We start from the raw sequence: 24,600 nt of genomic DNA on the forward strand, positions 1-24,600 counted from the left end.
CCTCGCTATTTCCCCTCGGGTTTATCTTCCTCGGAGACGCCGCCGTCGTCGCTCTCGGCGTCATCGCGGGCCGCCTCGATCAGTTCGGCTGCGCCGCGGTCCGCGAGATCCCGCGCGAACTCGCGGGCGGCCTCCGCGTGGGTCTCGACCGGCAGATCTCGGCTGCCGGCCACCGATTCCTCGCCGTCGCGGTCGAAGACGCTCACGGTCGCGTGGACGTGCTCGCCCTGGACGACCGCGTAGATTCCGATCGGCGCGATACACCCCCCGCCGAGTTCCGCCAGAATCGTTCGCTCGACGGTCGTCTCGACGCGGCTCCGCGGGAAGTCGATCGCGGTCTGGATATCGCGCGCCGTCTCGCCGTCCCGCGCGGTCACCGCGAGCGCTCCCTGTCCCGGCGCGGGAACGAACGTCGACGTCGGTAGCTCCTGATAGTCGACGTAGTGGGCGAGTCCGCTGCGCTCGAGTCCGGCCTGCGCGAGGACGATCGCGTCGTACGCCGTCTCGACCTCGCGGCCGAGTGCGCCCTTCTCGAGTTCCGAGAGGTCGTCGAACCACTCGTCGGTGGTGCGGTCGTACTCGGCCTCGAAGTCGTCGTTACCGGTATTCCCCTTCCGCTCCTTATCCGCTTCCGACCGCTCTTGATGTTCTTCCTGCAGCGCGGGCGCGAGCAGTTTCTCGAGGCGCGTATCGACGTTCCCGCGCAGGGGCTCGACCACGAGATCCTCCCGCTCCGAGAGCAGTTGCGCTCGCCGGCGCAGACTCGAGGTGCCGACGGTCGCGCCCGAGGGAAGCTCCTCGAGCGTCGCTCCGTCAGGCGTGACGAGCGCGTCGCCTGGCCGCCCTCGCTCGGGGACCGCGGCGGTCACGAGTTCCTCGGGCTGTTCGGTCGGCATGTCTTTCATCGAGTGGACCGCGCCGTCGAGATCCCCCTCGAGGACCCGTTCGTCGAGTTCGCGGACGAACGCGCCGGTCTTCCCGAGCCGGTGGATCAACTCGTCTCTGATCTGGTCGCCCGTCGTCTCCACGGTGACGAGTTCGACCTCATACCGGTGGTCTTCCAGGGCCTCTTTCACCAGCGAGGCCTGTCGCCGGGCGAGTGCGGACCCCCTCGTCGCCAGTCGCAGCGTCCCGTGCGTTCTCATAGGAGTCAGTCGGTGCCTCGAGTTGAAAAGCGCACGCTTGTCCGACGCGAGAGTGGCGTGAGCCGCCGACATCGAGGACTGCTGTCACGAACGGCGTTTCGAGGCGAGTCAGGCCGAATTCGGCGCGGAACCTTGATTGTGTGGTGATCTCTCACAATATTTTTGCGCCACACGTTCGGCATGCTGTTTATATTATTTCAGTCGGATAGATCCGACCGGATGACAAAGACCCTCTACGAGCGACTCGGCGGCGAAGACGCGATCGCGGCGGTCGTCGACGAGTTCTACGATCGCGTCATAGCGGACGAACAGGTCGCGAGCTACTTCGACGACGTCGACATGCAGAAACAGCGCGCTCATCAGGCCCAGTTCATCAGTTCGGTCACCGGCGGCCCGGTCGAGTACTCGGGCGGGGAGATGGAAACCGTCCACGCGGATATGGGTATCACCCCATCGGACTTTCAAGCGATCGCGACCCACCTCGACGACGCGCTCGCCGAGTTCGATGTCGGCGAGGACGACCGAGAGGCAGTGCTCGAGGAAATCGCGAGTTATCAGGACGCGATCGTCACGGCCGCGGACTGAGCCTGCCCGGCGGATCGATCCGTGGCGACGAGACGCGACGCTCTTTGTTTGCCTCGACTGAGAGATAACGGGTAAGCGACGGCTACGAGTTCCAATCATCTAACCGCTTCCACGAACACGTTCGCCCCCTTTTCCAGAACGTCGGAATTCACGGGCCGTTTGACGGGGCTTTCTCCGCAACCTGTCGCTGTCATGCAGATATCCAGAACGCAACTCGCTACGTTCCTCGCGACGATTTTCGTCGTGAATCTCGTCGTCATGGGCGGCGGAGCGTGGCTCTCATACGCGAACGAACCGGTGATTCCCGACACCATCGTCGGCCCGGACGGCGAAACGGTCGCGACGAGCGACGACGTCCAGTCCGGGAAGGCGGTCTTTCAGGAGAACGGCCTGATGAACCAGGGCTCGATTCTGGGCCACGGGAGTTACTACGACACCGACTACACTGCCGACGCGCTCGAGTCCAAGACCGAGTACATGCGCGAGTACTACGCGCAGGAGCGCCACGACGAGAACTACACGGCGCTGAACGCGTCGGTCCAGGCCGGAATCGATCGGGAGGTCCGCGGCGAGCTCCAGTCGAGCCAGTACGAGCCCGACCGGGTCGAGTACTCCGACGCGGAAGTCTACGCCCACCAGCAGGTTCGTGAGGACTACGTCGAGCGCTACTACGAGGGCGACCGCGAGCGCGGCGTACCCGAGGGACAGGTGCCAAGCGCCGAGGAGGCCGAGGAGTTCGCCGACTTCGCGCTGTGGACCGCTTGGATCTCCCACACCGACCGCCCCGACTCCGAGGCGTCGTTCACCAACGACTGGCCGTACTCGCCCGCCGCGGGCAACGATGCCGGCGGGCCGGTGATGACCTGGAGCGTCATCGCGATGGTCCTGCTGGTCGGCGGTGCGGGGGCCGCGATCTGGCTCTACCAGTCAGTCGAGATCCCCGAGCCCGACGCGGCCGGCGTCTCGATCCCGCATCCGAGCGAGATCGACCTGACCCCGAGCCAGCTGTTGAGCACTCGATTCATCCTGATCGGCGCGCTCCTCTTCGCCGCCCAGACGTTCCTCGGCGGCTTGCTCGCCCACTACTACGTCGAGCGCGACGGCTTCTTCGGCCTCCGCGAACTGATCGGGTTCGACATTCTCCAGTGGCTGCCCTGGTCGATCGCCCGGACCTGGCACATCGATCTCGGAATCCTCTGGATCGCCACGATGTGGCTCGGTGCGGGCCTGTTCCTCGCGCCGCTGTTGACCGGCCGCGAACCGCCGAAACAGGCGCTGTACGTCAAGGGACTGATCGGTGCGTTGCTGGTCGTCGCCGTCGGCGGGCTGGCCGGCATCTGGCTCGGCACCAACAACGTCTTCGACGGCCAGCTCTGGTGGTTGCTGGGCAACGAGGGACTCGAGTACCTCGAGATCGGTCGCGTCTGGCAGTTCGGCCTGCTGGCCGGCTTCCTCGGCTGGACCGCGCTCGTCGCCCGCGGGTTCAAGCCGCTGCTGGACCGCGAGCCCCGCTACGGGCTGGCACACATGATCGTCTACGCGGGCGGCTCGATCGGCCTGCTGTTCGTCGCTGGCTTCCTCTACACGCCCCAGACCAACATCGTCACCACCGAGTTCTGGCGCTGGTGGGTCGTCCACATGTGGGTCGAGGGCGTCTTCGAGTTCTTCATCGTCGTCGTCATCGCCCTGACGCTGGTCTCGATGAATCTCCTCACCAAGAAGTCCGCAGAGAAGGCCGTCATCTTCCAGGCCGCGCTCGTCATGGGCAGCGGAATCATCGGCGTCTCGCATCACTACTGGTGGGTCGGCCTCCCCGAAGCCTGGCTCCCCATCGGGAGCGTCTTCTCCACGCTCGAGTTCATTCCCCTCCTCTTCATCCTCTACGAGGCGCTCGGCCAGTATCGCGCGATGGACACCGCGGGGACGGACTTCCCCTACCGGATGGCCTTCTACTTCATCGTCGCCTCGAGCGTCTGGAACTTCTTCGGGGCCGGCGTGATCGGCTTCTTCATCAACCTCCCGCTGATCAGCTACTACCAGACCGGGACCTACCTCACCGTCGCCCACGCCCACGGCGCAATGTTCGGTGCCTTCGGCCTGCTCGCGATGGGGATGGCCGTCTACATCCTCCGGCTGACCACCCGCGACGCACACTGGTCCGACCGCCGGCTGCGCTGGTCGTTCTGGCTGTGTAACCTCGGGCTGGCGCTGATGATATTCATGTCCTTGCTCCCCATCGGCTTCCTCCAGCTCGAGACCGCGTTCACGCAGGGGTACGCCGCCTCGCGCAGCCTCGAGTTCTACAACGGCGGGCTGATCCAGACCCTGTACTGGCTGCGCATGCCCGGCGATACGCTACTGATCGCCGGCGCTGTTCTCTTCGCCTGGGACGTCGGCGCGAAGCTGCTCTTCCAGCGGAAGGCGACCGCGACGGAGACGAGCGATCACGTCATCGCCGACCGGCTCATCGCGGATCGCGAGTCCCTCGAGTCTGTCAGTGACGACGATTGATGCGGTCTGTTGTACCGATGTCCCGGAGCAACTGCAGGACGGTTCGCGGTTGCTCCGGAACTGACGTACAACAGTCCGTATGCGGCTCGAATCGATTTTCTTTTCAGGTCACGAACGGCCGTTACCGGTCCGTTAGCGGGGAAATGGCCGGAACTACTAACCGAGCCGATGGGTACTAACGGGGTATGCAATGGGCCGAGAACGCCAGAACGATCGCCGCGGATCGACTGCCGGCGTCTTTGACGGGATTCGGGACGGGACTGGCGTTCGTGTTACTCACCGAAATCGTTCTCCGAATGACGTTCGTCTCGGCCGCAGTTACTGAGGGTGGGTTTCTGGTCGGGGTCGGAACGACGATTCCCCTTCTCGTGGGAATCACGTACGCGGGCCGCTGGCTCCGTTCGTCCTCGCTCTCGCCGGCGCGATACCCGCGTATCGCATGGTGGTTTCTCGGCGGTCTCGCCGTGTTTCTGACCGTCAACGTCGCGCTCATGGCCGTTATTCCGACCGACTCGTGGGCCATGGTCGGGGCGTGGGCTCGGTGGGCCGTGGCGTTCGGTGCCGGAACCGGGTTGCTCATCGGCTGCATCGAAGGCCGCGCCGTCGAGCGCGCCCTGACCGCCGAACGGACGGCGCTCCGGACGGAACACCTCGAGGAGCAACGCGATTACCTCGATTACCTCAACGGAATCCTCCGCCACGAGGTGTTGAACACCGCAACGGTCATCAACGGCTACGCGTCGCGGGTCCTCGAGACGGAGTCCTCGCTGGACGATCACAGCCGTCGCTGGCTCGAGATCGTCATTGACGAGTCCGAGGACATGTCGACGGTGATCGACGACGTCCGCGTACTGCTCCAGACGACTGAAGGGAGCTACCGACCCGAGCGCGTCGACGCCGCTCGAGTACTGGCCGACGAAGTCCGAAAACTGGAGAACGAGTGGGCCCCCATCGACGTGGAGACCTCGATCCCGGACCACGTTTTCGTCCGCGCGGACGACTTACTCGCCCGTATCTTCGCCAATCTCCTCTCGAACGCGATCGAGCACAACGATGCTGCGACGCCACGCGTCCAGGTGACCGTCGAATCGGGCCCCGAAACCGTCCGGTTCGAAATCGCGGACAACGGTCCCGGAATCCCCGAATCGAAGGTCGACTCCCTCTTCGACCGCGTCGAGAGCTACGGGAGCACGCACGGACTCGGCCTCTATCTGGTCTCCCAGCTGGTCGCCCGCTACGACGGGAGCGTCGAACTCACCGAAACCGGGCCCGACGGGAGCCGTTTCACGGTCGAACTCCCAGCGGCCTCGAGCAGACGGGACGACGAACCGCTCGCGGACGCGACGACGGAAGCGCTCGTACTGGAGTGATGCCCTCTCCGCTTTCGTCGCCGTTCTGCGTCTGAGATACTGATTGAGCGGCTACAACGCGTTCTTGTACGCCTCGAGCGTGTCCTCGACGTCTTCTTCGGTGTGGCCGTAACTGACGAACTGGCACTCGAACTGGTTTTGCGAGAGGAAGACGTCCTGCTCCTTCATTTTCCCCCAGAAGATGCGTCGCCAGCGTTCAGTCTCGGCGTTTTTCACGTCGCCGGCGTTCTTCGGGGAGTAATCGTAGCGCGGACAGGTCGGGTCCTGCCGACAGCCGGCCGGGCACTGCTCCTCGAGCGAGTCCGGGCCCGGCCCCTCTCGCGTAAAGATCACCTTGAACATGCTGTCGGTGCCGGTGACGGTGTAGCTGGGTGCCTGATCGGCGACGATGTCGGTCAGCCCGCGGCGCAACCGATCCCCGAGCCCGTTGACGTGATCGTAGACATCGTTTTCCGCGGCGAATTTGAGGGTCTCGAGGCCCGCGGCCATCGTGACGGGGTGGCCCGAAAAGGTGCCCGCCTGAAAGACGTCGCCCGTCGGCGCGAAGTGCTCGATGATTTCGGCGCGACCGCCGATCGCGCCGACGGGGAAGCCGCCGCCGATGATCTTCCCGAAGGTGGTCAGATCGGGCGTGACGCCGAACTCGCTTTGCGCGCAGCCGAGGCCGCCGACCCGGAAGCCGGTGATGACTTCATCGAAGATCAGCAGCGAGCCGTGGTCGTCGGTGAGTTCCCGCAGGAATTGGTGGTACCCCTCTTCGGGGTAGACGATGCCGTAGTTGCCCAGAATCGGTTCGGTGAGGACGGCCGCGATGTCGTCGCCGTGTTCCTCGAACACCTCGCGCATCGCGTCCTCGTCGTTGAACGGCACCGGCAAGGTGTGCTCGGCGAACGACTGCGGAATCCCGGCCGAGGAGGGCCGGGAGTTCTCCGCGTCGCCCTCGACCAGCGTCGACTCCTGTGCGCCGTGGTAGCCCCCCTGCATGACGACGATCTTGTTCCGGCCGGTGTACCCCCGCGCGAGGCGCACGGCGGAGGTAGTCGCCTCTGTCCCCGAGTTGACGAACCGAATTTTCTCGACGCTCGGGACGTGCCGGACGACGAACTCCGCGAGGTCGACCTCGACCTCGGTCGGGGTACCGTACATCGGTCCCTCGCTGGCCTTGCGCTGGATACCGGCTCGCACGGGCTCGGGAAGGTCGTGACCCAACAACAGCGGCCCGAGTCCCATGACCCAGTCGATGTAGCGGTTGCCGTCGGCGTCGATAACGTGGCCGCCCTCGCCCTTTCGAACGAAGAACGGATACGGCTCGATCGCCGCGCGGACCGCGGAGTTGACGCCCCCGGGCAGCACCGACAGCGCCCGATCGTACAGTTCGCGTGAGTTATCCTCGGTCATAGGCAGGGATTGGATTTCGGGCGGGAAAGTTGTACCGAGGTCGGTCGCCGAACCGCTGCGACCAGCCGTCGAACCGCTGGCCCGCAGCCGAACCACTGACCGGCCGCCACCGAACCAGCGGTCCCGCATCGAACGCGTTCGGCTCGAGCCGGGGGCTCGAGTCTCTTCGATAGCGTACGGGATTCCGTCGGCTATCGGGGGGAGCGGATCGCGAGAAAAGCGTCGAACGCCGCGCGAATTCAGTACGGCGGTGTCCGATCGAAACCACGGCGGACTACACTGTGTCGGCCGAGAGGCGGGTGAGGCCACAGCCGACGTGACGCCCGGTTCGGACGGGCCTCGAGTCGCCGAACGTCGTTTGCCAGACACCGTGGAACGCGGGTCGCGTGAGTCACCTCACGTCGGGGTCCGTCGGCGGGCGGACCGCGATCGGTCGACCGCGTGAGCCGAGCTTAGACGGCATCACGACCGGTTTTGCCGGTGCGGATCTGGGTCGCACCCTCGACGGGCATGACGAAGATCTTGCCGTCGCCGGGTTCGCCGGTTTCGGCGCCGTCACGGATGGCATCGACGACCTCCTGGGCCGGGATGTCCGCGACGACGCACTCGATCTTGACCTTCTGGTGGAGGTCGACCGTGTACTCCTCGCCGCGCCACTGCCCCTTCTTCGCGGGCTGTGAGCCGCGGCCGGAGACGTTGGTGACGGTCAGCGAGGGCGCGCCGGCTTCGGCGAGTGACTTCTTGATCTCGCCGAGGCGGTCGGGACGAACGATCGCGGTAATCATCTTGATCTCGCCGTCGTTCGGCTCGCCGCCGTCGGAACGGAGTTCCGACGAGGATCGCGATTCACCGAATCGCTCACCGCCGTCGGCGCGGATGATCTCGTCGCTGCCGCCGTCGGTCGCGACGTCGGGCTGTCCGAACTCGGGGTAGGTGTCGACGCCGTGTTCGGAGACGTCGAGGCCGTCGCGCTCGTGTTCGGGCGAGACGCGGGCCTGGCCGATGGCCTTGAACGCGCCGAAGACGATCGCGGTCGCGGCGACCGTCCAAACGGTGATGACGACGACGCCTGCGAGCTGTGCGATGAACGCGTTGACGACGCTATCGACCATGCCCGGAGCGGCCACGAACGGGAACAGCAGCGTTCCGAGGACGCCCGCGGATCCGTGGACGGGGAAGACCGCACAGACGTCGTCGATCTTCAGGCGCTGCTCGACGAAACTGAAGACGATCGGCAGCTGTGCGCCGGCGAGCAGTCCGACGACCAGGGCCCCCCACCATGCGGTGGTGTCCGGGATCGCAGTGATGCCGACGAGCCCGGCCAGCAGGCCGTTCGCAACGTAGAGCGTATCGACTTTGCCGGTTTTCAGGAGGGCGACTGCGCCGGAGCCGATGGCACCCATCGCCATCGCTAGCGTCGTCGTCAGCACAACGCGTCCGAGGACGGCTGCGTTGAAGACCATCTCACCGGCGTCGTTCTCGACGAAGATCGAGGCCGTCCCGACGTTGAACCCGTACCAGCCGAAGGCGAGCAAGAGCGTTCCCAGCACCGCGAACGTCATCGAGTGACCGGGAATGACGTTGACGCTCCCGTCGCTGTTGTACCGGTCCATGCGCGGACCGAGTACCCACGCCGCCGTGAGCCCGGCGATGCCGCCCATGCCGTGGACGATCATCCCGCCGGCGAAGTCCTGGAAGCCGGTTCCGACGTACTCGAGAATGTACCCACCGGACCACGTGATCCCGGTGACGACCGGGTAGATGACTGCCGCCAGTAGGACGGTGTACGCTACGTACGCGCGGAGTTTCGCGCGTCCGGCGACGGCGCCGGAGACGATCGTCGCCGCCGTCATTGCGAAGACGGCCCCGTAAAACCAGCCGCTGGCCCAGGAGCCGGGATCCTCACCGGCGATCCAGGTGAAGCCGCCCCCGCCGACGAAACTGCTTACACCGGCTCCGACGAGGAAGAACGCGACGACCCCGACCGACCAGGTCAGCAGGTTCTTCGTCAGCTGGTTGGCGACGTTCTTCGAGCGAACCTGACCGGCCTCCAGCATCGCGAAGCCCGCGTGCATGAAGAAGATCAGGAAACACACCACCAGGATCCACGTGTAGTTGAGCGCATCGACGAGGACGCCAACGTCGGCGACCTCTCCGGACTGCAAGAGCGTCGGCTCCATCAGGCAGCCACCCCCGTTCCCATTGGTTCGCTATCGATACGTTGTAGACGCATGTCCATGTATGGGTCGTTCGAGCGCATGGTTGTCTTCTGAATCACGTCTGATGCCGATGGACTAGCTGCATATAAGGATTAGCGTTGATGATTGTCCAATAATTCTCGAGTAATAGGGCCAACCGAACAAATCTAAAGGTGATATAATGTGTATAAGGCAATCCGATCTTGCGGATTTTTCGAGCTGTGGTTATATATTCTCTCTTTGTAAACCCAGAAAAACTCGAGGTGATTCGGATCACCGCCATAGCGACCCAGTATACCCCCTCGAACAGCGCAACGCGTCTCGCGCGCGGTAGATATTGCCAGTTGTCCGTCATCGTTGGGCAAGGTATGGACGTTCGTTCGAATGCCACCGACTGCTCGCGCGGAGTCGGTCGGTTCGACGGTGCGCTCACCGATTCACCCTCGGCCCGGCCAAGGGCGTCCGGCTATCGACCGCCGGGCAGTCGCTCGGCGACGTCCTCCGCGAAATAGGTCAGAATCAGATCCGCACCGGCACGTTTGATCGAGAGCAGCGACTCGAGCGCCGCATCCTCGAGATCCAGCCACCCCTTCTCGGCGGCGGCCTGTAGCATGGCGTACTCGCCGGAGACGTTGTAGGCGGCGACGGGGTGGTCGAACTCTCGCCGAATTGCCGAGACGATATCGAGGTAGGGCAAGGCGGGCTTGACCATCATCACGTCGGCGCCCTGCTCGGCGTCGAGTCGGACTTCCCGCATGGCCTCCCGCGAGTTCGCGGGATCCATCTGATAGTGACGGCGGTTCCCGAAGGAGGGGGCCCCGTCCGCAGCGTCCCGGAACGGGCCGTAGAAGGCGCTCTCGTATTTCGCCGCGTAGCTCATGATCGGGACGCGTTCGAACCCCGCTTCGTCCAGCGCCGATCGGACGACGCCGACCATCCCGTCCATCATCCCGCTCGGCGCGACCATATCCGCGCCCGCGCGAGCATGCGAAGTGACGATACGCTCGAGCGCCTCGAGCGTCGCGTCGTTGTCGACGGTCAGCGTCGGTTCGCACGCGGGCCCGTCCGCCTCGACGACGCTCCCCTCCGCTCGTAGCTCCTCCTCGAGCGGCCCGCAGTGGCCGTGATCCGTGTACTCGCAGAGACAGACGTCGGTGATGACGTAGGCGTCGGTCTCGCTCGTGATCCGCCGCAGCGCCTCCTGAATGACGCCGTCCCCAGCCCAGGCGCGGCTCCCTTCGGGATCCTTCGATTCCGGGATCCCGAACAGCATGACCGCCTCGACGCCGGTCTCGAGGACCTCCTCGACGCGGGCGACGATCTCCTCGATCGGGACCCGCTCGTGACCGGGCATCGACTCGATCGGGACCCGCTCGTCGGTCGTGGCGTCGACGAACACCGGCGCGATCAGATCGCTCGGTTCGAGGCTCGTCTCGCTGACGAGGCCGCGAACCCGGTCTTGCCGGAGCCGCCGGGGGCGATGTGTGAGGTCCATAGACGTGCATTCAACGCGAGTCGCAAAAGCCATGCGTTCCGGCCGGCAGTCGGACTCGAGGCGGCGGCTGCCGGTAGCAGTATCGTCATCCGTCAGGGTCGGTGACTGCTTGATACGATCGCATCCCGGCCGTCGGGAGCTGCGACCGAAGGGTGAACTCGAGTAATGCGCTGGCGATACGAGGAGACCGTCCTCGCGATGTGCACGCTCGCTTTCCTGGCGACGATGGCCGCCAGGCTGGTGATCAGCCCGGTCGTGCCACGGATCACCGCCGAGTTCGGCGTCTCGAACTCGGTGATCGGCCTCGCGCTGACGGGGATGTGGACGGCGTACTTTTGCTCGCAGTTTCCCAGCGGCGTCTTCGGTGACCGGTTCGGCGAGCGCCGCGTCATTCTGGTCGCCGTCGGTGGGACGGCCGTCGCGAGCGCGTTCCTCGCGATCGCACCCCTGTTCCCCGTCTTCGTGGTCGGCACCATCGTACTCGGAGCCGTCGCCGGCCTCCACTACAGCGTCGCGACCTCGCTGCTGACCCGGACCTACGACGAGATCGGAACCGCGATCGGCGTCCACAACAGCGGCGGCCCCATCGCGGGACTCGTCGCGCCGCCGATCGCCGCCTGGATCGCCGTCCGATACGGCTGGCGGGCCGCGATCGCGGTCGGTGCGGTGGTCGCCGTCCCCATCTTCGTCCTGTTCGCCCGGTCGGTCCGGCCGACCGCCCCCCAGCGGCCCGACCAGCCGATGGCCGAACGGTTCGAACTCGAGCCGGTCGTCGAACTGCTCTCTCGACCGGAGATCGCCTTCACGTGCGTGCTCGCGATCCTGGGCGACTTCGTCTGGCAGGCGACGTCCTCGTTTCTGCCGACATTCCTCGTCGCCCACCGCGGCCAGTCCGCGACGACGGCGAGCCTCGTCTTCGCGGGCTACTTCGTCGTCCAGGGGATCACGCAGGTCGGCGTGGGTGCGGTCTCCGACCGCTACGGTCGCGACGTGACGACGGCGGCCTGCATGGTCCTCTCGGTCGCCGGCTTCGCGCTGTTCGTCGCGGTCCCGGGGACCGTCGCCGTCGCGACCGGCGTCGTGCTCCTCGGGATCGGCCTCGGCTGGGGTGCGGCGCTGCTGCCCCGTTTCATGGACCACCTCTCAGCGGCCGAACGCGGCGCGGGGTTCGGTCTCGTGCGGACCGTCTACGGCGTCGTCGGCGCGCTGGGTTCGGTCGTCACCGGAACCCTGGCGGATCTGTTCGGCTGGGGCGTCTCCTTCGGATTCCTCGCGGCGTTACTGACCGTCGTCTTCGTCGCGCTGGCCGTCAACTGGGCCTTCTCGTTGGGTTACTGACCCGAACTCCGTGGCTCGGATGTCGTTGTTACGGCTGGAGCACGCGACCCTGCATTCTCGTCGAACTCACAACCGGCTTATGTGTTCTCAGGGAGTAGATCGCCCCATGGCAGCAGAGTCACGGCGGAAGGGTGCAGCACGATGTACGGACTGCGGACGAGCGCTGGCAGTCTGGCTCTCTCCCGGCGAGATTCGCCCGATCGGCAGCACCGACGGCTGTCCCTGTGGGGGAAACTCCTTTCGCACGTTTTCCTGACCGTCGTATAACCGCGTGGCGGTAGAAAGCCGCGTTCTTTCGTCCGTTCTGGCTGTGTGTCAACCGTGTCGAACGCCGAGGAAGCAGTTACGACCCTCGAGGAGCTCGGGCTGACGGAGTACGAGTCTCGGTGTCTCGTGGCCCTGGTCCGAATCTCGAAGGGGACCGCCAAGGAGATCAGTCAGGTCGCGGACATCCCTCGCTCACGGGTGTACGATACCATCGAGCGCCTCGACCGGAAGGCCCTGGTCAGCGTCCAGCAGACCGAACCGCGCCAGTACAAAGCCGTCCCAGTCGATACGGCCTGTCGACGGCTTCGCGAGGATTTCGACTCGCGGATCAACGCCGCCGAGAACGCGCTCGGCCAACTCGAGGAACCCGATTCGCGGGACGATGAGGGAATGTGGGAAATCACGCAGAAGGAACACGTCACCGAGCGCGTCGTCCTCTTCCTCGAGGACGCCGAGGACACCGTCCACTACCTCGTTCCGGCGACCGAAGTCGTCGATCGGGAGATCCTGTTGGCCCTCGGGTCGACCGCCGATCGCGGCGTCGACGTCTACGTCGAAGTCCCGACCGAGGACGATCGTGAGACGTTCTCGGAGGCGGCTCCCAGCGCGGAGATCGTCGTTGCACCCGACCTCCAGACGACCAACAACGTCCAGGACGAGTGGCCGGCGCAGTTGCTCATGGTCGATCAGGAAGCGATCGTCGCGGCCGGAATCAAGGAGAGCAATCTCCCCGACGTGGTCGACGAGATGGCGGTCTGGACCTACGGCCGCGATCACGGCTTCGCCGTCTGGACGCGCGAACTCCTCGACGATCGGCTCGAGGGCCGCGAGGAGGACCGGTCGACGAGTGAGTGAATGAGTGTGTGTGTGAGCGAGTGCCCCCTTCCGCGGAGTCGGCTGCCCGCAGGAGAACGCTCTCGTCCCGATCTTCGCTCCTCGAATTCGAGGTGCCGACGGTGCAGCGAGTACTCACTTTTAAGTACGCGTCTCTCATTTAATCTGCTAGCAATGGCCATAGACCCACAGTTTCACGAGAATCGCGACCAGGTCGACGAACACGAGGGGCACTCGGTCTGGGGCCCCGTCGACGAGCCCGAAGAACTCGGCATCCACGGCACTCACGTCGCTGTCGACTTCGACATCTGCATCGCGGACGGCGCCTGCGTCGAGGACTGTCCGGTCGACGTCTTCGAGTGGATCGACACGCCCGGTCATCCGGAAAGCGAAGAGAAGGCCGACCCCGCCAAGGAAGCGCAGTGTATCGATTGTATGCTCTGCGTCGATGTCTGCCCGGTCGACGCGATCGACGTCGATGCCGGACGAACCGCATAACAGTACGCGAGACGATCTTATTCGGCGCGATCGACGTCGACTTTCTCCTTCAGGCTCTCGAGGCCGTCCGCTTCGGCGAGCTCCTGTAACCGAGTCCGGAAGTGCTCCTCGCACAGGCCGACTTTGAGTCCGTCGGACTCCGCGGCGAACGCAGCTTCGCGGTCACAGTAGTGGCAGTTCATACTCGCTCGTTAGGACTACGATGCATTGAACCCTCCGCTAGCGGTCAACGTTCGGGTTACTCGGCTGTCAGCTCGAGCCGCTCGTAGGCCCGCCGAGAGAGCCCGTCGACGCCGAGGCGCTCGTCGTGGGCGTCGCTGCCACCGGTCGGGAGCAGGTCGTTGCGCTCGATCGCTCGCTCGACGGGAGCGCGGTCGACCTCGCGGCCGTAGGGGTAGTGCAGTTCGACGGCATCGAGTTCGGCCGCGTGCGCGAGCGCGCCTTCGGGATCGCGGTACCGCAGCGGATGTGCCAGCGAAACGAGCCGACAGGACTCGGATAGCGCCGCCTGTCCCCGTTCGAACGACGGGACGTCTCGAGGGACGTAACACGGACAGCCGGACCCGATGACGCGATCGAACGCGCCCTGATAGTCGTACTCGGTCTCGGGATGTGCGTCGATCGCCCGTGCGATGTGTGGCCGTCCGAACCCGCCGTCGACGGTCACGTCGAGATCGATTCCCAACCGCGATTCAACGCAGTCGACGATCGCCCGTCCGCGCTCGATGCGGTTTTCCTGAATCCGCTCGAGGATAGCCTCGAGATCCGCGCTCGGCTCGAGGCCGTAGCCCAGCAGGTCGATCCGTTGTCCTCCCGTCTCGACGCGAAGTTCGATCCCGTGGACGAGCGTCACGCCGTCGCGTTCGACGACCGGCCCGTCGAACGGCTGTACCCGATCGTGGTCCGTCACCGCGACGACGTCGACGCCGCCGCGGCGTGCGGCGTCGGGGACCGCCTCGAGCGCGAGGCTGCCGTCCGAGCGCTTCGTGTGGACGTGCAAATCGGCATATGGCATACGGTATTCGAACGCCCCCGCTCTGAAAGGCGTTTCTCCGGGCCGGCACCCGGATTCCACAATCTCTAGGGTGATACTAGGTATATTAGGTGTACAGTGCTACTAGGAAACATAGATGGACAATGTTTATAATTATCGTTCACGGAGGATAGGGCGTAATGCTGCTCAATGGCACCGGCGAGGTCATCGACGACCACGAGTACCCAGCGACGACCGAGGAACTGATCGAGGAGTACGGCGATCGAACCCTCGAACTCCCCAACGGCAGTGAGACGGTCGGCGATGTACTCGCCCGCCTCGAGCCCGAAACCTTCGAGAATCCGGAGGAGGCGCGCTTCGCCGTCTATTCCGCCGTCAGCGACAAGGCCGTCGGCCGCGTCGGCTACAGCGACCGCGACCCGACCCCGGTCGGCAGCCCGTACGCGCCCGACGCCGTCTCGTTCTAAGGAACGAATTTTTTCACTCTCTGGTCGGCCTCCGGCCGACCGCTCGAGCAAAAAACTCGATTAAAAAAGGCCGAGCACGCCGTCGGCGCGCTCGGTACAGCCACCGCACTTTCCACAGACGGAGGGTCCACTAGTAGCACCCGCGAGCGATCGCAGGGAGCTTCGCTCCCGCTTAGCTTCGATTCGCTCAGTCACGAGAGAGCTTCGCTCTCTTGAACGACAGAGCAAAATTTAGTTGAAGCTGTCGATCACCGGAATCCCGACCGTTTCGAAGTCGGTCATCGCCTCGAGTTTGTCGCTGACGTCCTCAAGCCCGATCGTCTCGGAGACGACCTTTTCGGGCTCGAGCTTCCCCGTCGAGACCATCCGGAAGATCTCGTCGTAGCGGGTCGGCGGCATCCCGAGCGAGCCGATGAACTCGATCTCTTGCATGACCATCGCGTCGGACGGGAGGGGGATCACGCCCTGTTCGTCCTGGGTCGTGAGACCGACCTGGATGTGCTGGCCGCGAGCGTCGAGACTCGAGACGGAGTTCTGGCTGGTCGTCGCGATGCCGAGCGCGTCCATCGAGACGTGAGCGCCGCCGTCGGTGATCGCCGAGACTTCGCCGGGGACGTCGCCGACGTCCTCCGCGTTGATCGTCTCGACCGCGCCGAGGGACTCGGCCTTCTCGAGTTTCTCGTCTTTGAGGTCGACGGCGACGACGTTGGCGCCGAGTGCGTCGGCGATGTGGACCGCCGAGAGGCCGACCCCGCCGCAGCCGTGGATCGATACCCAATCGCCCGCGCCGACGTCCGCGCGGTGGGCCAGCGCGTGGAACGAGGTCATAAACCGGCAGCCGAGTCCGGCCATGTCGACGGACGAGACGCCGTCGGGTAGTTCCACGAGGTTGTGGTCGGCGACGGGGACGTGGACCTGTTCGGCGAACGCACCCTGCGCTTGCTCGATGAACCCGAGCGGCATCACGTTCTCGCAGATGTTGGAGTGGCCGCGCTGGCACCGCGGACAGGAGCCGTCGCCGAGGTTGAACGGGACGGCGACGTGGTCGCCCTCCGTGACGGTCTCGACTTCGTCGCCGACGGCGGCGACGCGGCCGGCGGGTTCGTGACCCAGGATCTGCCCCGGCTGCGTTTCGAGGCCGAGCCATCCCCAGTCGCCCTGCCAGCCGTGCCAGTCGCTCCGGCAGACGCCGCACGCTTCGAGTTCGACGACGGCCCCGTCCGGTGCCGGCTCCGGCGCGTCTACCTCTTCGATCGAGAGCGGTTCGCCGTGTTCCTCGAGGACTGCTGCGCGCATGTGTGTGGTTGACCATGGCATGCTACAAATAACTCACATTCCGTTGCAGCGACTGATCGAGAGCAGAACCGGGACGGCCGTCGTCGTCGTGTCGGCCGCGCTAGTCCAGAAACTCGAGTGCGTCGCCTAACTCGAGGGGAACCGCACCTTTTCGGTAGCCTTCGGCGTGGCCGTTCGGCCTGACGCGGTAGACGACCGCGGGGCGGTGGCGAACGTCGGGTTGTTCGCCGCGGACGGCGGACCAGGCGTCGTCGCGAAAGCTCGAGCAGTCGACGAAGAGGGTCGCGCCGCCGCCGTGTTCGGCCAGTTGGCCGCTGGTCTTGGTCTCGGCGGTGTCGCGAACGGCGGCCACGGGGCCGGACGCCGCGCGGTTCTGGGGCGGCTGGGGTCGCGTGACTTCGACGAGGACGTTGGTCTCGTCGTTTTCGGCCCGGAAGTCGAGCGAGTGTCCGGTCGTGACCTCGATCTCCGGGACCACGTCGTAGCCCGCGTCGGTGAGGAGTTTCGCCGCGATGAACTCCGCCATCGCGGCGCTCATTCGGACGCGGTCGACGTGGTTGCTGGTGCCGAGTTTGCCCGACATGACGTGTCGGTACTCGTCGAGGACGCCGGTCTCGAGGAAGTCCTCGAAGAAGCGGGTCGTCTCCCGGCGGCCTGCGTCGGGGAAGCCGGCGGCGTGCTCGCGGAAGAACGCACGAGTCGAGTTGCGGCCGTCTTTGGACATGAACACCGGCAGGAAAAACCACGAGAGGTGCGGGTAGTCGGCGAGCCAGGGGTCTTCCTCGTGGAGCGTCGCGGTCAGTTCGCGCTGGGCCCACCGCGAGACGTGATGGGGCACCTCCCGCCAGCCGAACTTGTCGGTCTTCCACAGCGAGGAGGGCGTTTCCGTGTTGCCCATCCAGTAGGCGTCGCTGTCGGTGCGCGCGAAGAGGGCGATGTCCCCGTTTTGCATCTCGAAGCGGTGTGCCTGCCAGTCGCCGCCGATCTTGAACCACGGCGTGACGGACTGTGCGCCGATGTTTGACTGAAGCGGCTGCAGAATCTCCTGTTGTACTCGCCCGTCGCTCCAAGACTGGGGCGAGTAACGGAAGCGAAGCGGCCGTGCCACGGGTCACCGTAAGCGACGGTGACCCATATACTGTTCGTTGTCCTCTCTCGATATCCTCGCCGATCCCGACGGCTTGGCAGCCGTCTCGCCGCCCCGTGTCTCCGTTATCGCTCCCCGATGCGTGTGATCGACCGTTACATTAATAGTCGCGCCACCCCTACCATGTTCACACTTACCATGTCAATGGGTGCCTATGACGAGGACGAGCACGAGCGTCGCGAACAACAGGCCTCGAAGGTCGATACCGATTTCGACGACGAGCGGACGATTTACCGCGGCAAAGTCGAGTACGACTCCGGGGACTCCGCCGAAGCGTTGCTAGACACGTTCGAACAGATCAAGTCGGAGTAGCGACGTCGAGTTGAATATTCCGCCTTTGTTCGTACTGGCTCTCGAGCAATCGGTATCAGTACTCACTCGAGGGCGTCCCAGCCCGGCGTTTCGGGCGCGCCGCGATCGGTCTCGATAGCGTCGGCGACGGCCGGTGACGGCACTGCCTCGCCGGCCGCCCGGCGGCGCTGGTACCACTCGCGGATCGCCGGCCCGATCCACGATTCGTCGTCTGCGAATTCCGACTCGGCATCCTCACCGCCGAGCAGCCGCGCTTTCGCCCGGTCGTAGTGGTGGTCCGAGGTCGCGAGCGTCCCCGGACTCGAGGCCGCGGCGACCGCGATCGCCTCGGCACGATCCGGTCGCGTGAGCTCGCCGGCCGCCGCTCGGTCGACGACTCCCTCGAGATCGGCCGGTCGCGGATGACAGAAGAGCTTCGCCCCGATCGCCTGCGGGCCCAGGAGCATGCCGTCGAGATCGTCGTGATCGGCCTCGAGCAGGCGGTCGCCGCCGAACGCGGACTCGACGCGTTCGCACTCGGTCTCCCGTGCGAGCGCGAGGGTGTATTCGGGATACGCACCGCACTCGCCGGGGTACAGCTCGCTCTCGTGGATCCGACACTGCAGCGTCGTTGGATCGAGGAAGACGCAGGTCGGCAGCCACGTCGGCTCCTCGCGGCCGAACGGGTCGACCGGCTTCGGCGGCTTCCGGAGACCCACGAAGAAAGTCGGTCGGTCCGCGACGGCGGCGACGCTCACTCCGTCGATCTCGACGCCCTCGGCTTCGTCTCGAGCGTGCCAGAACCGCGGCGTCAGGGCGTCGCCCATTCCTGCCTCGAGGAACGCGCGAACCTCGTCGCGGGTCAGCGGAACGAAGGTGGGGTCGTCGTCGAGGGGCTCCCGGGACGATGACTTCGCGTCCTCGCCGCCGAACGGATCGCGCTGTCGCCGGTGTCGCTGTTTGGAATCGTTCTCGGTCGCGTCTTCATCGTCTCGAGCGGCGGCCGATCCCGTTTCGTCCTCGAGCAGCGATCGCCAGTCCATGCAGCAGCCGGCACAGCCCTCGCAGTTCACCTCCATAGCCGGCGGTACGACGCTGTGACCTATAACCGCTGTGCGGACTCCCCCGTCCAAACGGTCGCCGCACGGTCACCTTGCGTCGAGCAACCGATCGCCCGGGAGAACGACTTTGATCGTTCGGCACCCACTGGCGCGTATGTCGAAGACTTCCTGTGACGGCTGCGGCCGGACGGTCACGGTCTCCGGCGGGATCGCCAACCTCTGGTCCGTTGGCACCGACGCCGGCACCGTCGGAACCGCGATCACGCTCGAGCTCGAGGACGGCTCGTCGCATCTGCTCTGTTATCCGTGTCTCGAAGCGATACCCGACTATCCGACGACCGAGGACGTCGAGCGACTCGAGCAGGTCGACGACGAGACCTCGCGGGTCGGGACGCTATAACCGAGACCATGATGCTATCCCCGAGGCCGCGGCGCTATCGCTACGGACGTAATTTTCTATTGACACTTCAGTTCGGGTCGGGACGAGGAAAAATGGGGGTCTCGAGTGGAGGCGATGTGACAGGGACGGTGACGGCACAGGCCGTGGAACGCGTGAGCACGAGCGACGACCACGGCGCGACCGCAACCGCGAGCGGAAGGGGTGGGATTTGAACGCCACGGGGCGAGATGCCGCCGCGGAACCAGGTGGCACCGCGGTGCTCTACCGCTGAGCGACCCTTCCGCGTCTCCGACCGACGGCTGATATCGTATTTGTAATCGGTCGACTACCGAGCCGTCGTCCCGCTGTCGACTTCCGTAGGGCGTCGATACTGACCGATAGCGAGCGATTTCGGTGACGCTCGGGGTCGTACACGTGTCGGCAGATTCGCATCGGGAGCAACGGTTCGCAGCCTTTAGGACGCGTCCGGTCCGTGAGTCGAACGGTGAATACCGAGCGGATCTTCGAGGAGTTTCCCGCGCCGAGTTACCGCGGGACCCAACAGCAGGCCCTCCGTGACATTCGCGACGCCTTCGCGGCCGGCAACGACGTCGTGCTCGTTCGCGCGCCGACGGGCAGCGGCAAGTCCCTGCTCGCCCGCGCGATCGCCGGCTGTGCACAGCGTGCCGACGAGGGCGACCCCAGCGATGCGACGGGCGCGTACTACACGACCCCGCAGGTCTCCCAGCTCGACGACGTGGCGGCCGACGACCTGCTGGCCGATCTCAACGTCATCCGGGGGAAATCCAACTACTCCTGCATCCTGCCGAACGAGCGAAACACGCCGGTCAATCAGGCCCCCTGCGTCCGCGAGCGCGGCTACGACTGTTCCGTCAAACACCGGTGTCCGTACTTCTCCGACCGCGCGATCGCATCGAACCGGGAGATCGCGGCGATGACGCTCGCCTACTTCATGCAGACCGCCGGCAGCGAGGTCTTCCGCAAACGCGACGTCGTGGTCGTCGACGAGGCCCACGGCCTCGCCGAGTGGGCCGAGATGTACGCGACCATTCAACTGGGGCCGCGAACCGTCCCGTTCTGGGACGAGCTTCGCGTCCCCGAGACGGACTCCATCGAGCGAGCCGTTCGCTACGCCGAGAGCCTCGCACAGACCTGTACGCGCCGCAAGGACGACCTGCTCGAGCAGGACCCGCTCTCCCCCGCCGAGGTGCGCGAACGCGACCGCCTGCAGGAACTCATCGGCGAACTCGAGTGGTTCGTTTCGGACTTCCGGGATCCGCAGAGCCCGACGACGTGGCTGGTCGATCAGTCCGAGCCGCGCGCTCGCGACGCCGATTCCGACGGGGGCGACGCCGACGGCGACGAATCCCAGGGCGGCCCGCTGACGATCAAGCCGATGAATCCCGAAAAGTACCTCCAGCACACCGTCTGGGATCGGGGCAACAAGTTCGCTCTCCTCTCGGCGACGATCCTCAACAAAGCGGCCTTTTGCAGACAGGTCGGACTCGATCCCGACGACGTCGCGCTGGTCGACGTCGATCACACGTTCCCCGTCGAGAACCGGCCGCTGTACGACGTCACGCAGGGGAAGATGACCTACGAGGAGCGCGACGAGACGACGCCGAAGATCGCCCGAACGATCGTCCGGCTGATGCAACACCACCCCGACGAGAAGGGACTGATCCACGCCCACTCCTACGACATTCAGGAACGGCTGGCCGACCTCCTAACCGACTTCGGCGTCGGCGACCGAATTCGAACGCACGACCGCGACGGCCGCGACGCCGAACTCGAGGCCTGGAAGGCCGGCGACGAGCCCGACGTCTTCCTCTCGGTGAAGATGGAGGAAGCGCTGGATCTCAAGGGCGACCTCTGTCGCTGGCAGGTCCTCTGTAAGGCACCCTTCCTCAACACCGGCGACTCGCGGGTGGCCCACCGCCTCGAGGAGGGGCAGTGGGCGTGGTACTACCGGACGACGCTCCGGACCGTCATTCAGGCCTGCGGCCGAGTCGTTCGTGCGCCCGACGATTACGGGGCGACGTATCTGGCGGACTCGAGCCTGGTGGACTGCTTCGAGCGCGCCCGGACGGACATGCCGGAGTGGTTCGAGGCGCAGGTCGATCGCATGACGACGCCCGACCTCCCGATGTTCGAGCCGCGGGCGGCCCTCGGTGGGGCGGCGTCGGGTGACGGGGCCAGTGTCTCTGACGGATCCTCGCGAACGGGACGAAGCGGGACGACGGATACCCAGCGTGGCAACGGAACTGATCGGGAATCGTCGCAATCGAGACGATCACGGCGATCGTCCCGATCGAGCCCGTTAGCGGACGTCTGGGATACGGACGAGTAGAACTCGGGTACGCAGGATCGGCAACGGATCTCTCGCGGACGGTGGAGCTGCTGATCGGTCCGGCAGTGGTTCGGTGCCCGCGCGAGCGCCTCGAGCGTCTCCACGTCCGTTCGACCGGCCGTCCCTAAAAGAGGGACATCGCGCTCCACGCAATCATCGAGGACATCATGAGGAACGCGAAGATGAGCGCGATGATCTGATTCCTGTTCATAGTCGGTGTCAGGCGGCCCGCAACTATCAATGTCACGACCGGAGTCGGTTGGCTACCCCTGAGCGCGTCGCGACTTCGAGCGCGCGCTGTCGTTCCCGTGTCCCCGCTCTACCGCTACTCGAACCGCGCGTCGACGACGACGTGGTCGATGCCCGCACTGTGACTCTTCACTCGCCGTTTCTCGAGCACCTCGAGCTCGCGTCCGGCCTCGTCGGCGGCCGCCGCGAGGCGCTCGAGCGGGCGGTCCCAGAGCCGCGATTCGGGGGTCGCCTCGTGGTAGTGGACGACGCCGCCGGGGACCAGCGCCTCGAGGGCGTCGGGGAGGAAGTCGTGAGCCTCGTCGGTTCGCGTTCCGTGGTCCATCGCATCGTTTCCGTCGGCGTCAGCGCCGTCCGAACTCCCGTAGTAGCCCATGACGACGCGATCGGCCTCGATCTCGCTCGCGAGGTCGCGACAGTCGGTCATGTAAGCGTCGACCCGGTCGCCGATGTCGTTGAGCACGGCGTTCTCGAGCAGGTAGCGAAAGGCGGTCGGGTTGATCTCGGTCGCGGTCACCCGCGCGCCGCCTCGGGCCAGCGGCAGCGTGAAGTAGCCGATACCGGCGAACATGTCGAAGACGTGTTCGTCCTCGCTCCCCAGTTCGCCCATACGGGCGCGTTCGACCTGATTACCGGGGGAGAACATCACTTTCGCCGGATCGAGTCCGTATCGGGTTCCGTGCTCGGTGTGGATCGTCTCTGTATCGTCGTCGCCCGCGATCAGTCTGGTGCGGGGCTCGCGATACGTGCCGGCCGTCCCGTCGTTTTCGATCCCCTCGTCGGCCAGCACGCTGTCCGCCTCGCCGTGTAACTCGAGCAAGGCCTCACCCAGCGCTGCCTCGTCGGAGCAATCCTCGGATACTGTCACGAGGATCACCGAGCCGATCACCGCCCACGAGCCCGGGACCGACTCGAGGTCGGCGTCGCTCCAGCCCCGGTCGGCCAGCAGGTCCTCGAGGTCCGGATTCCGGGGCTCTGGCTCGAGTTGTTTGACGACCTCGAGGACCGCCGTCTCGGTCGGCGGCTCCGTGATGGGGAGTGCGACCCGCTCCGGCCCGTCCTCCCGGACGCGCCTCGAGTCGTCGTAGACTCCCTCGGCACGTAGCGACTCGATCGCCGTCTCCGCGCGCTGCTTGGCGACGATTACGGCGAGGGGGGCATTCGCCGCTGCCGGCTCGAGGACGCCGTCGACCGCGGCCTCGAGATCGTGGGGCTCCTCGTCGACGGTGCGGTCGTCTGCGTCCTCAGTCATCGCTCTCGTCCGGCAGAATGTGCAGTCCGGCGCGGCTCTTCAACACGGGTACGGTTTCGGCCTCGGCGTCGAAGTAGTCCGGTCGCGCGACGGTCGTGGCCCGAAACGTCTCGGGGTCGAGCACCTGCACGGCGTTGTCGTCCTCGACGGTGACGACCGTCGCCTCGTCCGCGTCCTCGAGATGGCCGAGCCGTCGCGCGTCGGGCGAGTTCCCCTCCTCGTAGCTCGCCTCGTAGCGTTCCCCGGTCGTCACGCGGACGCCCTTGAGGTTGCCGCGGGCGCTGCGGACGAGCACGGGACCGCCGTCGTCCTCGGCGAGGTCGATGATGTCGCCGGGCGTGTACGGCGGCAGGCGGACGGCGAAGGTGACCCGATAGACCTCGTTGCCGTCCTCGTCCTCCGTGACGAGGGTTTCGGCGTCGTTGACGGTGCCGCCGAACTCCTCGATCATCTTGTTCGAGATCTTCTTGCCGATCTTGTTGGTCGAGACCCTGATGTTCAGTCCGTCGTCGGTCTCGCTCGTCTCCGTGACGAAGGCGTTGCGGTCGCCCGTCGCCTCCATGTCGGCGACGATCGCGTTCGCGATCGCTTTCGCCCGTTCGATCTCCTCGGTCGTCGGGGTGCGGTCCTCGGCGCGGATCTGGACGATGCTGGCGTAGTAGTCGCCGGCGATTCGCCCGCAGCGGGTACAGGTCTGTCGGGCGATTTTGACCGGGACGGTTACCTGTTCGTCCACCGGCGTTCCGCGCACCACGCCCGTGAAGTAACAGTGCATCCGGATCGTGTTCTGATCGACCTGTTCGGGGTCGATCTGCCAGGCGACGTCCTCGACGTCGACGTGGACGCCCAGCGCCTCGCTGACCTCCTCGATGGCGATGTCGGTGTAGTCGTCCGCGCCGACGTCGACCCATCGGTTCCCCCGATAGACCGCACCGCAGCGGGCGCAGACGCGAACGTCGATCCGGTTCGGCGCGTCCACGAAGTCGAAGTCCTCGAAGTAACACGAATCGCAGAGTTCGACCTCCGCGCCGGGCCGCAACGGGCTATTCGCGTCGCTCGCCGACCGCTCGGGCACCGCGTCCCCGCATCGGGGACAGAACGCACGCGATTCACTCATTGGCCCCGTTTGGGTGCTCACGGAGTTAAGGGACGCGTTCCGACATTTCGCTGCGGTCGCTCGAGGCGTTCCACATCGGTCGCTCACGGCCCCGACCGGTTTCGTTCCCCGACGTTCGGGTCGTTCGACTCGAAACGAAGGGGTGCCGAATCGAATCCGTCAGACGCGCGTCAGACATCGTCTCAGCTCGTTGTTGTCAGCCGTCACCACGTCACGCGGTCTCCAGCCGAAACGAAGGGGTTGGGCGGGCCGACCGCTGCGATCACTGATCGGTCGGCGAACGCGGACCGTATCGTCTCGATTTGACAGGTCCGGTGTCGGCTGCGATATTACTATC

At 65.6% G+C, this 24,600-nt stretch carries 22 protein-coding genes and 1 tRNA gene; 11 read left to right on the forward strand and 12 right to left on the reverse strand.

Annotated features, from left to right (window positions below):
• Positions 1-5 precede the first annotated feature (5 nt).
• Positions 6-1,145 (reverse strand): hydroxymethylbilane synthase, encoded by a 1,140-nt coding sequence (hemC, locus tag LDH74_RS17320; protein ID WP_226039939.1) that lies wholly within the window; start codon positions 1,143-1,145, stop codon positions 6-8.
• A gap of 219 nt (positions 1,146-1,364) precedes the next feature.
• On the opposite strand from hemC, the gene LDH74_RS17325 reads away from it, so the two are divergent.
• The 3 genes from LDH74_RS17325 to LDH74_RS17335 all read left to right on the forward strand — a co-directional run bounded on the left by LDH74_RS17325 (position 1,365) and on the right by LDH74_RS17335 (position 5,611).
• Entirely contained in the window at positions 1,365-1,730 is a 366-nt protein-coding gene (locus LDH74_RS17325) for a group 1 truncated hemoglobin (protein ID WP_226039940.1), read from the forward strand.
• A 192-nt stretch (positions 1,731-1,922) separates the two neighbouring features.
• Positions 1,923-4,241, forward strand: coding sequence for a cbb3-type cytochrome c oxidase subunit I (locus LDH74_RS17330; RefSeq protein ID WP_226039941.1), 2,319 nt, complete (start codon positions 1,923-1,925; stop codon positions 4,239-4,241).
• 185 nt (positions 4,242-4,426) lie between these two features.
• Positions 4,427-5,611, forward strand: coding sequence for a HAMP domain-containing sensor histidine kinase (locus tag LDH74_RS17335; protein WP_226039942.1), 1,185 nt, complete (start codon positions 4,427-4,429; stop codon positions 5,609-5,611).
• Between the two features lie 51 nt (positions 5,612-5,662).
• On the opposite strand, the gene LDH74_RS17340 is transcribed toward LDH74_RS17335, so the two are convergent.
• The 3 genes from LDH74_RS17340 to hemB all read right to left on the reverse strand — a co-directional run bounded on the left by LDH74_RS17340 (position 5,663) and on the right by hemB (position 10,702).
• Positions 5,663-7,009, reverse strand: a complete 1,347-nt coding sequence (locus tag LDH74_RS17340) for a glutamate-1-semialdehyde 2,1-aminomutase (RefSeq protein WP_226039943.1) — start codon at positions 7,007-7,009, stop codon at positions 5,663-5,665.
• Between the two features lie 452 nt (positions 7,010-7,461).
• Positions 7,462-9,189 (reverse strand): ammonium transporter, encoded by a 1,728-nt coding sequence (locus tag LDH74_RS17345; protein ID WP_226039944.1) that lies wholly within the window; start codon positions 9,187-9,189, stop codon positions 7,462-7,464.
• 484 nt (positions 9,190-9,673) lie between these two features.
• Positions 9,674-10,702 (reverse strand): porphobilinogen synthase, encoded by a 1,029-nt coding sequence (gene hemB / locus LDH74_RS17350; protein WP_226039945.1) that lies wholly within the window; start codon positions 10,700-10,702, stop codon positions 9,674-9,676.
• 165 nt (positions 10,703-10,867) lie between these two features.
• Between hemB and LDH74_RS17355 the strand changes: the two genes are divergently transcribed.
• The 4 genes from LDH74_RS17355 (at position 10,868) to LDH74_RS17370 (ending at position 13,639) form a co-directional block, all read left to right on the forward strand.
• A complete protein-coding gene (locus tag LDH74_RS17355; protein ID WP_226039946.1) occupies positions 10,868-12,040 on the forward strand; it encodes an MFS transporter in 1,173 nt (390 codons plus the stop codon).
• Between the two features lie 106 nt (positions 12,041-12,146).
• Complete coding sequence (locus tag LDH74_RS17360) at positions 12,147-12,296, forward strand: Zn-ribbon domain-containing protein (RefSeq protein ID WP_226039947.1); 150 nt, start codon at positions 12,147-12,149, stop codon at positions 12,294-12,296.
• A gap of 65 nt (positions 12,297-12,361) precedes the next feature.
• Positions 12,362-13,162 (forward strand): helix-turn-helix domain-containing protein, encoded by an 801-nt coding sequence (locus LDH74_RS17365; RefSeq protein ID WP_226042553.1) that lies wholly within the window; start codon positions 12,362-12,364, stop codon positions 13,160-13,162.
• A 153-nt stretch (positions 13,163-13,315) separates the two neighbouring features.
• Entirely contained in the window at positions 13,316-13,639 is a 324-nt protein-coding gene (locus LDH74_RS17370; RefSeq protein WP_098724945.1) for a ferredoxin family protein, read from the forward strand.
• 17 nt (positions 13,640-13,656) lie between these two features.
• Here the strand turns inward: LDH74_RS17370 and LDH74_RS17375 are convergent, their stop codons facing one another.
• A complete protein-coding gene (locus tag LDH74_RS17375; protein WP_176548143.1) occupies positions 13,657-13,821 on the reverse strand; it encodes a DUF6757 family protein in 165 nt (54 codons plus the stop codon).
• Between the two features lie 56 nt (positions 13,822-13,877).
• Positions 13,878-14,654: a PHP domain-containing protein gene (locus tag LDH74_RS17380; protein ID WP_226039948.1), complete on the reverse strand. Its 777-nt coding sequence runs from the start codon at positions 14,652-14,654 to the stop codon at positions 13,878-13,880.
• Positions 14,655-14,812: 158 nt separating this feature from the next.
• On the opposite strand from LDH74_RS17380, the gene LDH74_RS17385 reads away from it, so the two are divergent.
• Positions 14,813-15,100, forward strand: a complete 288-nt coding sequence (locus LDH74_RS17385) for a DUF2795 domain-containing protein (protein ID WP_226039949.1) — start codon at positions 14,813-14,815, stop codon at positions 15,098-15,100.
• A 231-nt stretch (positions 15,101-15,331) separates the two neighbouring features.
• Here the strand turns inward: LDH74_RS17385 and LDH74_RS17390 are convergent, their stop codons facing one another.
• Together LDH74_RS17390 and LDH74_RS17395 are read right to left on the reverse strand one after the other, a co-directional pair.
• On the reverse strand, positions 15,332-16,396 hold the full coding sequence (locus LDH74_RS17390; protein ID WP_226039950.1) for a zinc-dependent alcohol dehydrogenase family protein: 1,065 nt from the start codon (positions 16,394-16,396) through the stop codon (positions 15,332-15,334).
• Positions 16,397-16,496: 100 nt separating this feature from the next.
• Positions 16,497-17,504 (reverse strand): DUF5784 family protein, encoded by a 1,008-nt coding sequence (locus LDH74_RS17395; RefSeq protein WP_226039951.1) that lies wholly within the window; start codon positions 17,502-17,504, stop codon positions 16,497-16,499.
• A gap of 177 nt (positions 17,505-17,681) precedes the next feature.
• Between LDH74_RS17395 and LDH74_RS17400 the strand changes: the two genes are divergently transcribed.
• Positions 17,682-17,855: a DUF5786 family protein gene (locus LDH74_RS17400; RefSeq protein WP_226042554.1), complete on the forward strand. Its 174-nt coding sequence runs from the start codon at positions 17,682-17,684 to the stop codon at positions 17,853-17,855.
• 62 nt (positions 17,856-17,917) lie between these two features.
• Here the strand turns inward: LDH74_RS17400 and LDH74_RS17405 are convergent, their stop codons facing one another.
• Positions 17,918-18,913, reverse strand: a complete 996-nt coding sequence (locus LDH74_RS17405; RefSeq protein ID WP_226039952.1) for a YkgJ family cysteine cluster protein — start codon at positions 18,911-18,913, stop codon at positions 17,918-17,920.
• A 136-nt stretch (positions 18,914-19,049) separates the two neighbouring features.
• Here LDH74_RS17405 and LDH74_RS17410 point away from each other — a divergent pair, with 136 nt between their 5' ends.
• The gene (locus LDH74_RS17410; protein WP_226039953.1) at positions 19,050-19,295 is read left to right on the forward strand and encodes a hypothetical protein; all 246 of its coding nucleotides are present in this window, start codon (positions 19,050-19,052) and stop codon (positions 19,293-19,295) included.
• A gap of 193 nt (positions 19,296-19,488) precedes the next feature.
• Here the strand turns inward: LDH74_RS17410 and LDH74_RS17415 are convergent.
• Positions 19,489-19,577: transfer RNA gene (locus tag LDH74_RS17415), tRNA-Gly, on the reverse strand.
• Between the two features lie 202 nt (positions 19,578-19,779).
• On the opposite strand from LDH74_RS17415, the gene LDH74_RS17420 reads away from it, so the two are divergent.
• The gene (locus tag LDH74_RS17420) at positions 19,780-21,645 is read left to right on the forward strand and encodes an ATP-dependent DNA helicase (RefSeq protein WP_226042555.1); all 1,866 of its coding nucleotides are present in this window, start codon (positions 19,780-19,782) and stop codon (positions 21,643-21,645) included.
• Positions 21,646-21,970: 325 nt separating this feature from the next.
• Here LDH74_RS17420 and LDH74_RS17425 read toward each other — a convergent pair whose 3' ends face one another.
• A complete protein-coding gene (locus LDH74_RS17425; RefSeq protein ID WP_226039954.1) occupies positions 21,971-23,146 on the reverse strand; it encodes a class I SAM-dependent methyltransferase family protein in 1,176 nt (391 codons plus the stop codon).
• Entirely contained in the window at positions 23,139-24,263 is a 1,125-nt protein-coding gene (locus tag LDH74_RS17430) for a 60S ribosomal export protein NMD3 (RefSeq protein ID WP_226039955.1), read from the reverse strand. The genes LDH74_RS17425 and LDH74_RS17430 overlap by 8 nt, the downstream gene beginning before the upstream one ends.
• Between the last annotated feature and the right edge of the window lie 337 nt (positions 24,264-24,600).

Source organism: Natrinema sp. DC36 (assembly GCF_020405225.1).
Taxonomy (GTDB): Archaea; Halobacteriota; Halobacteria; order Halobacteriales; family Natrialbaceae; genus Natrinema.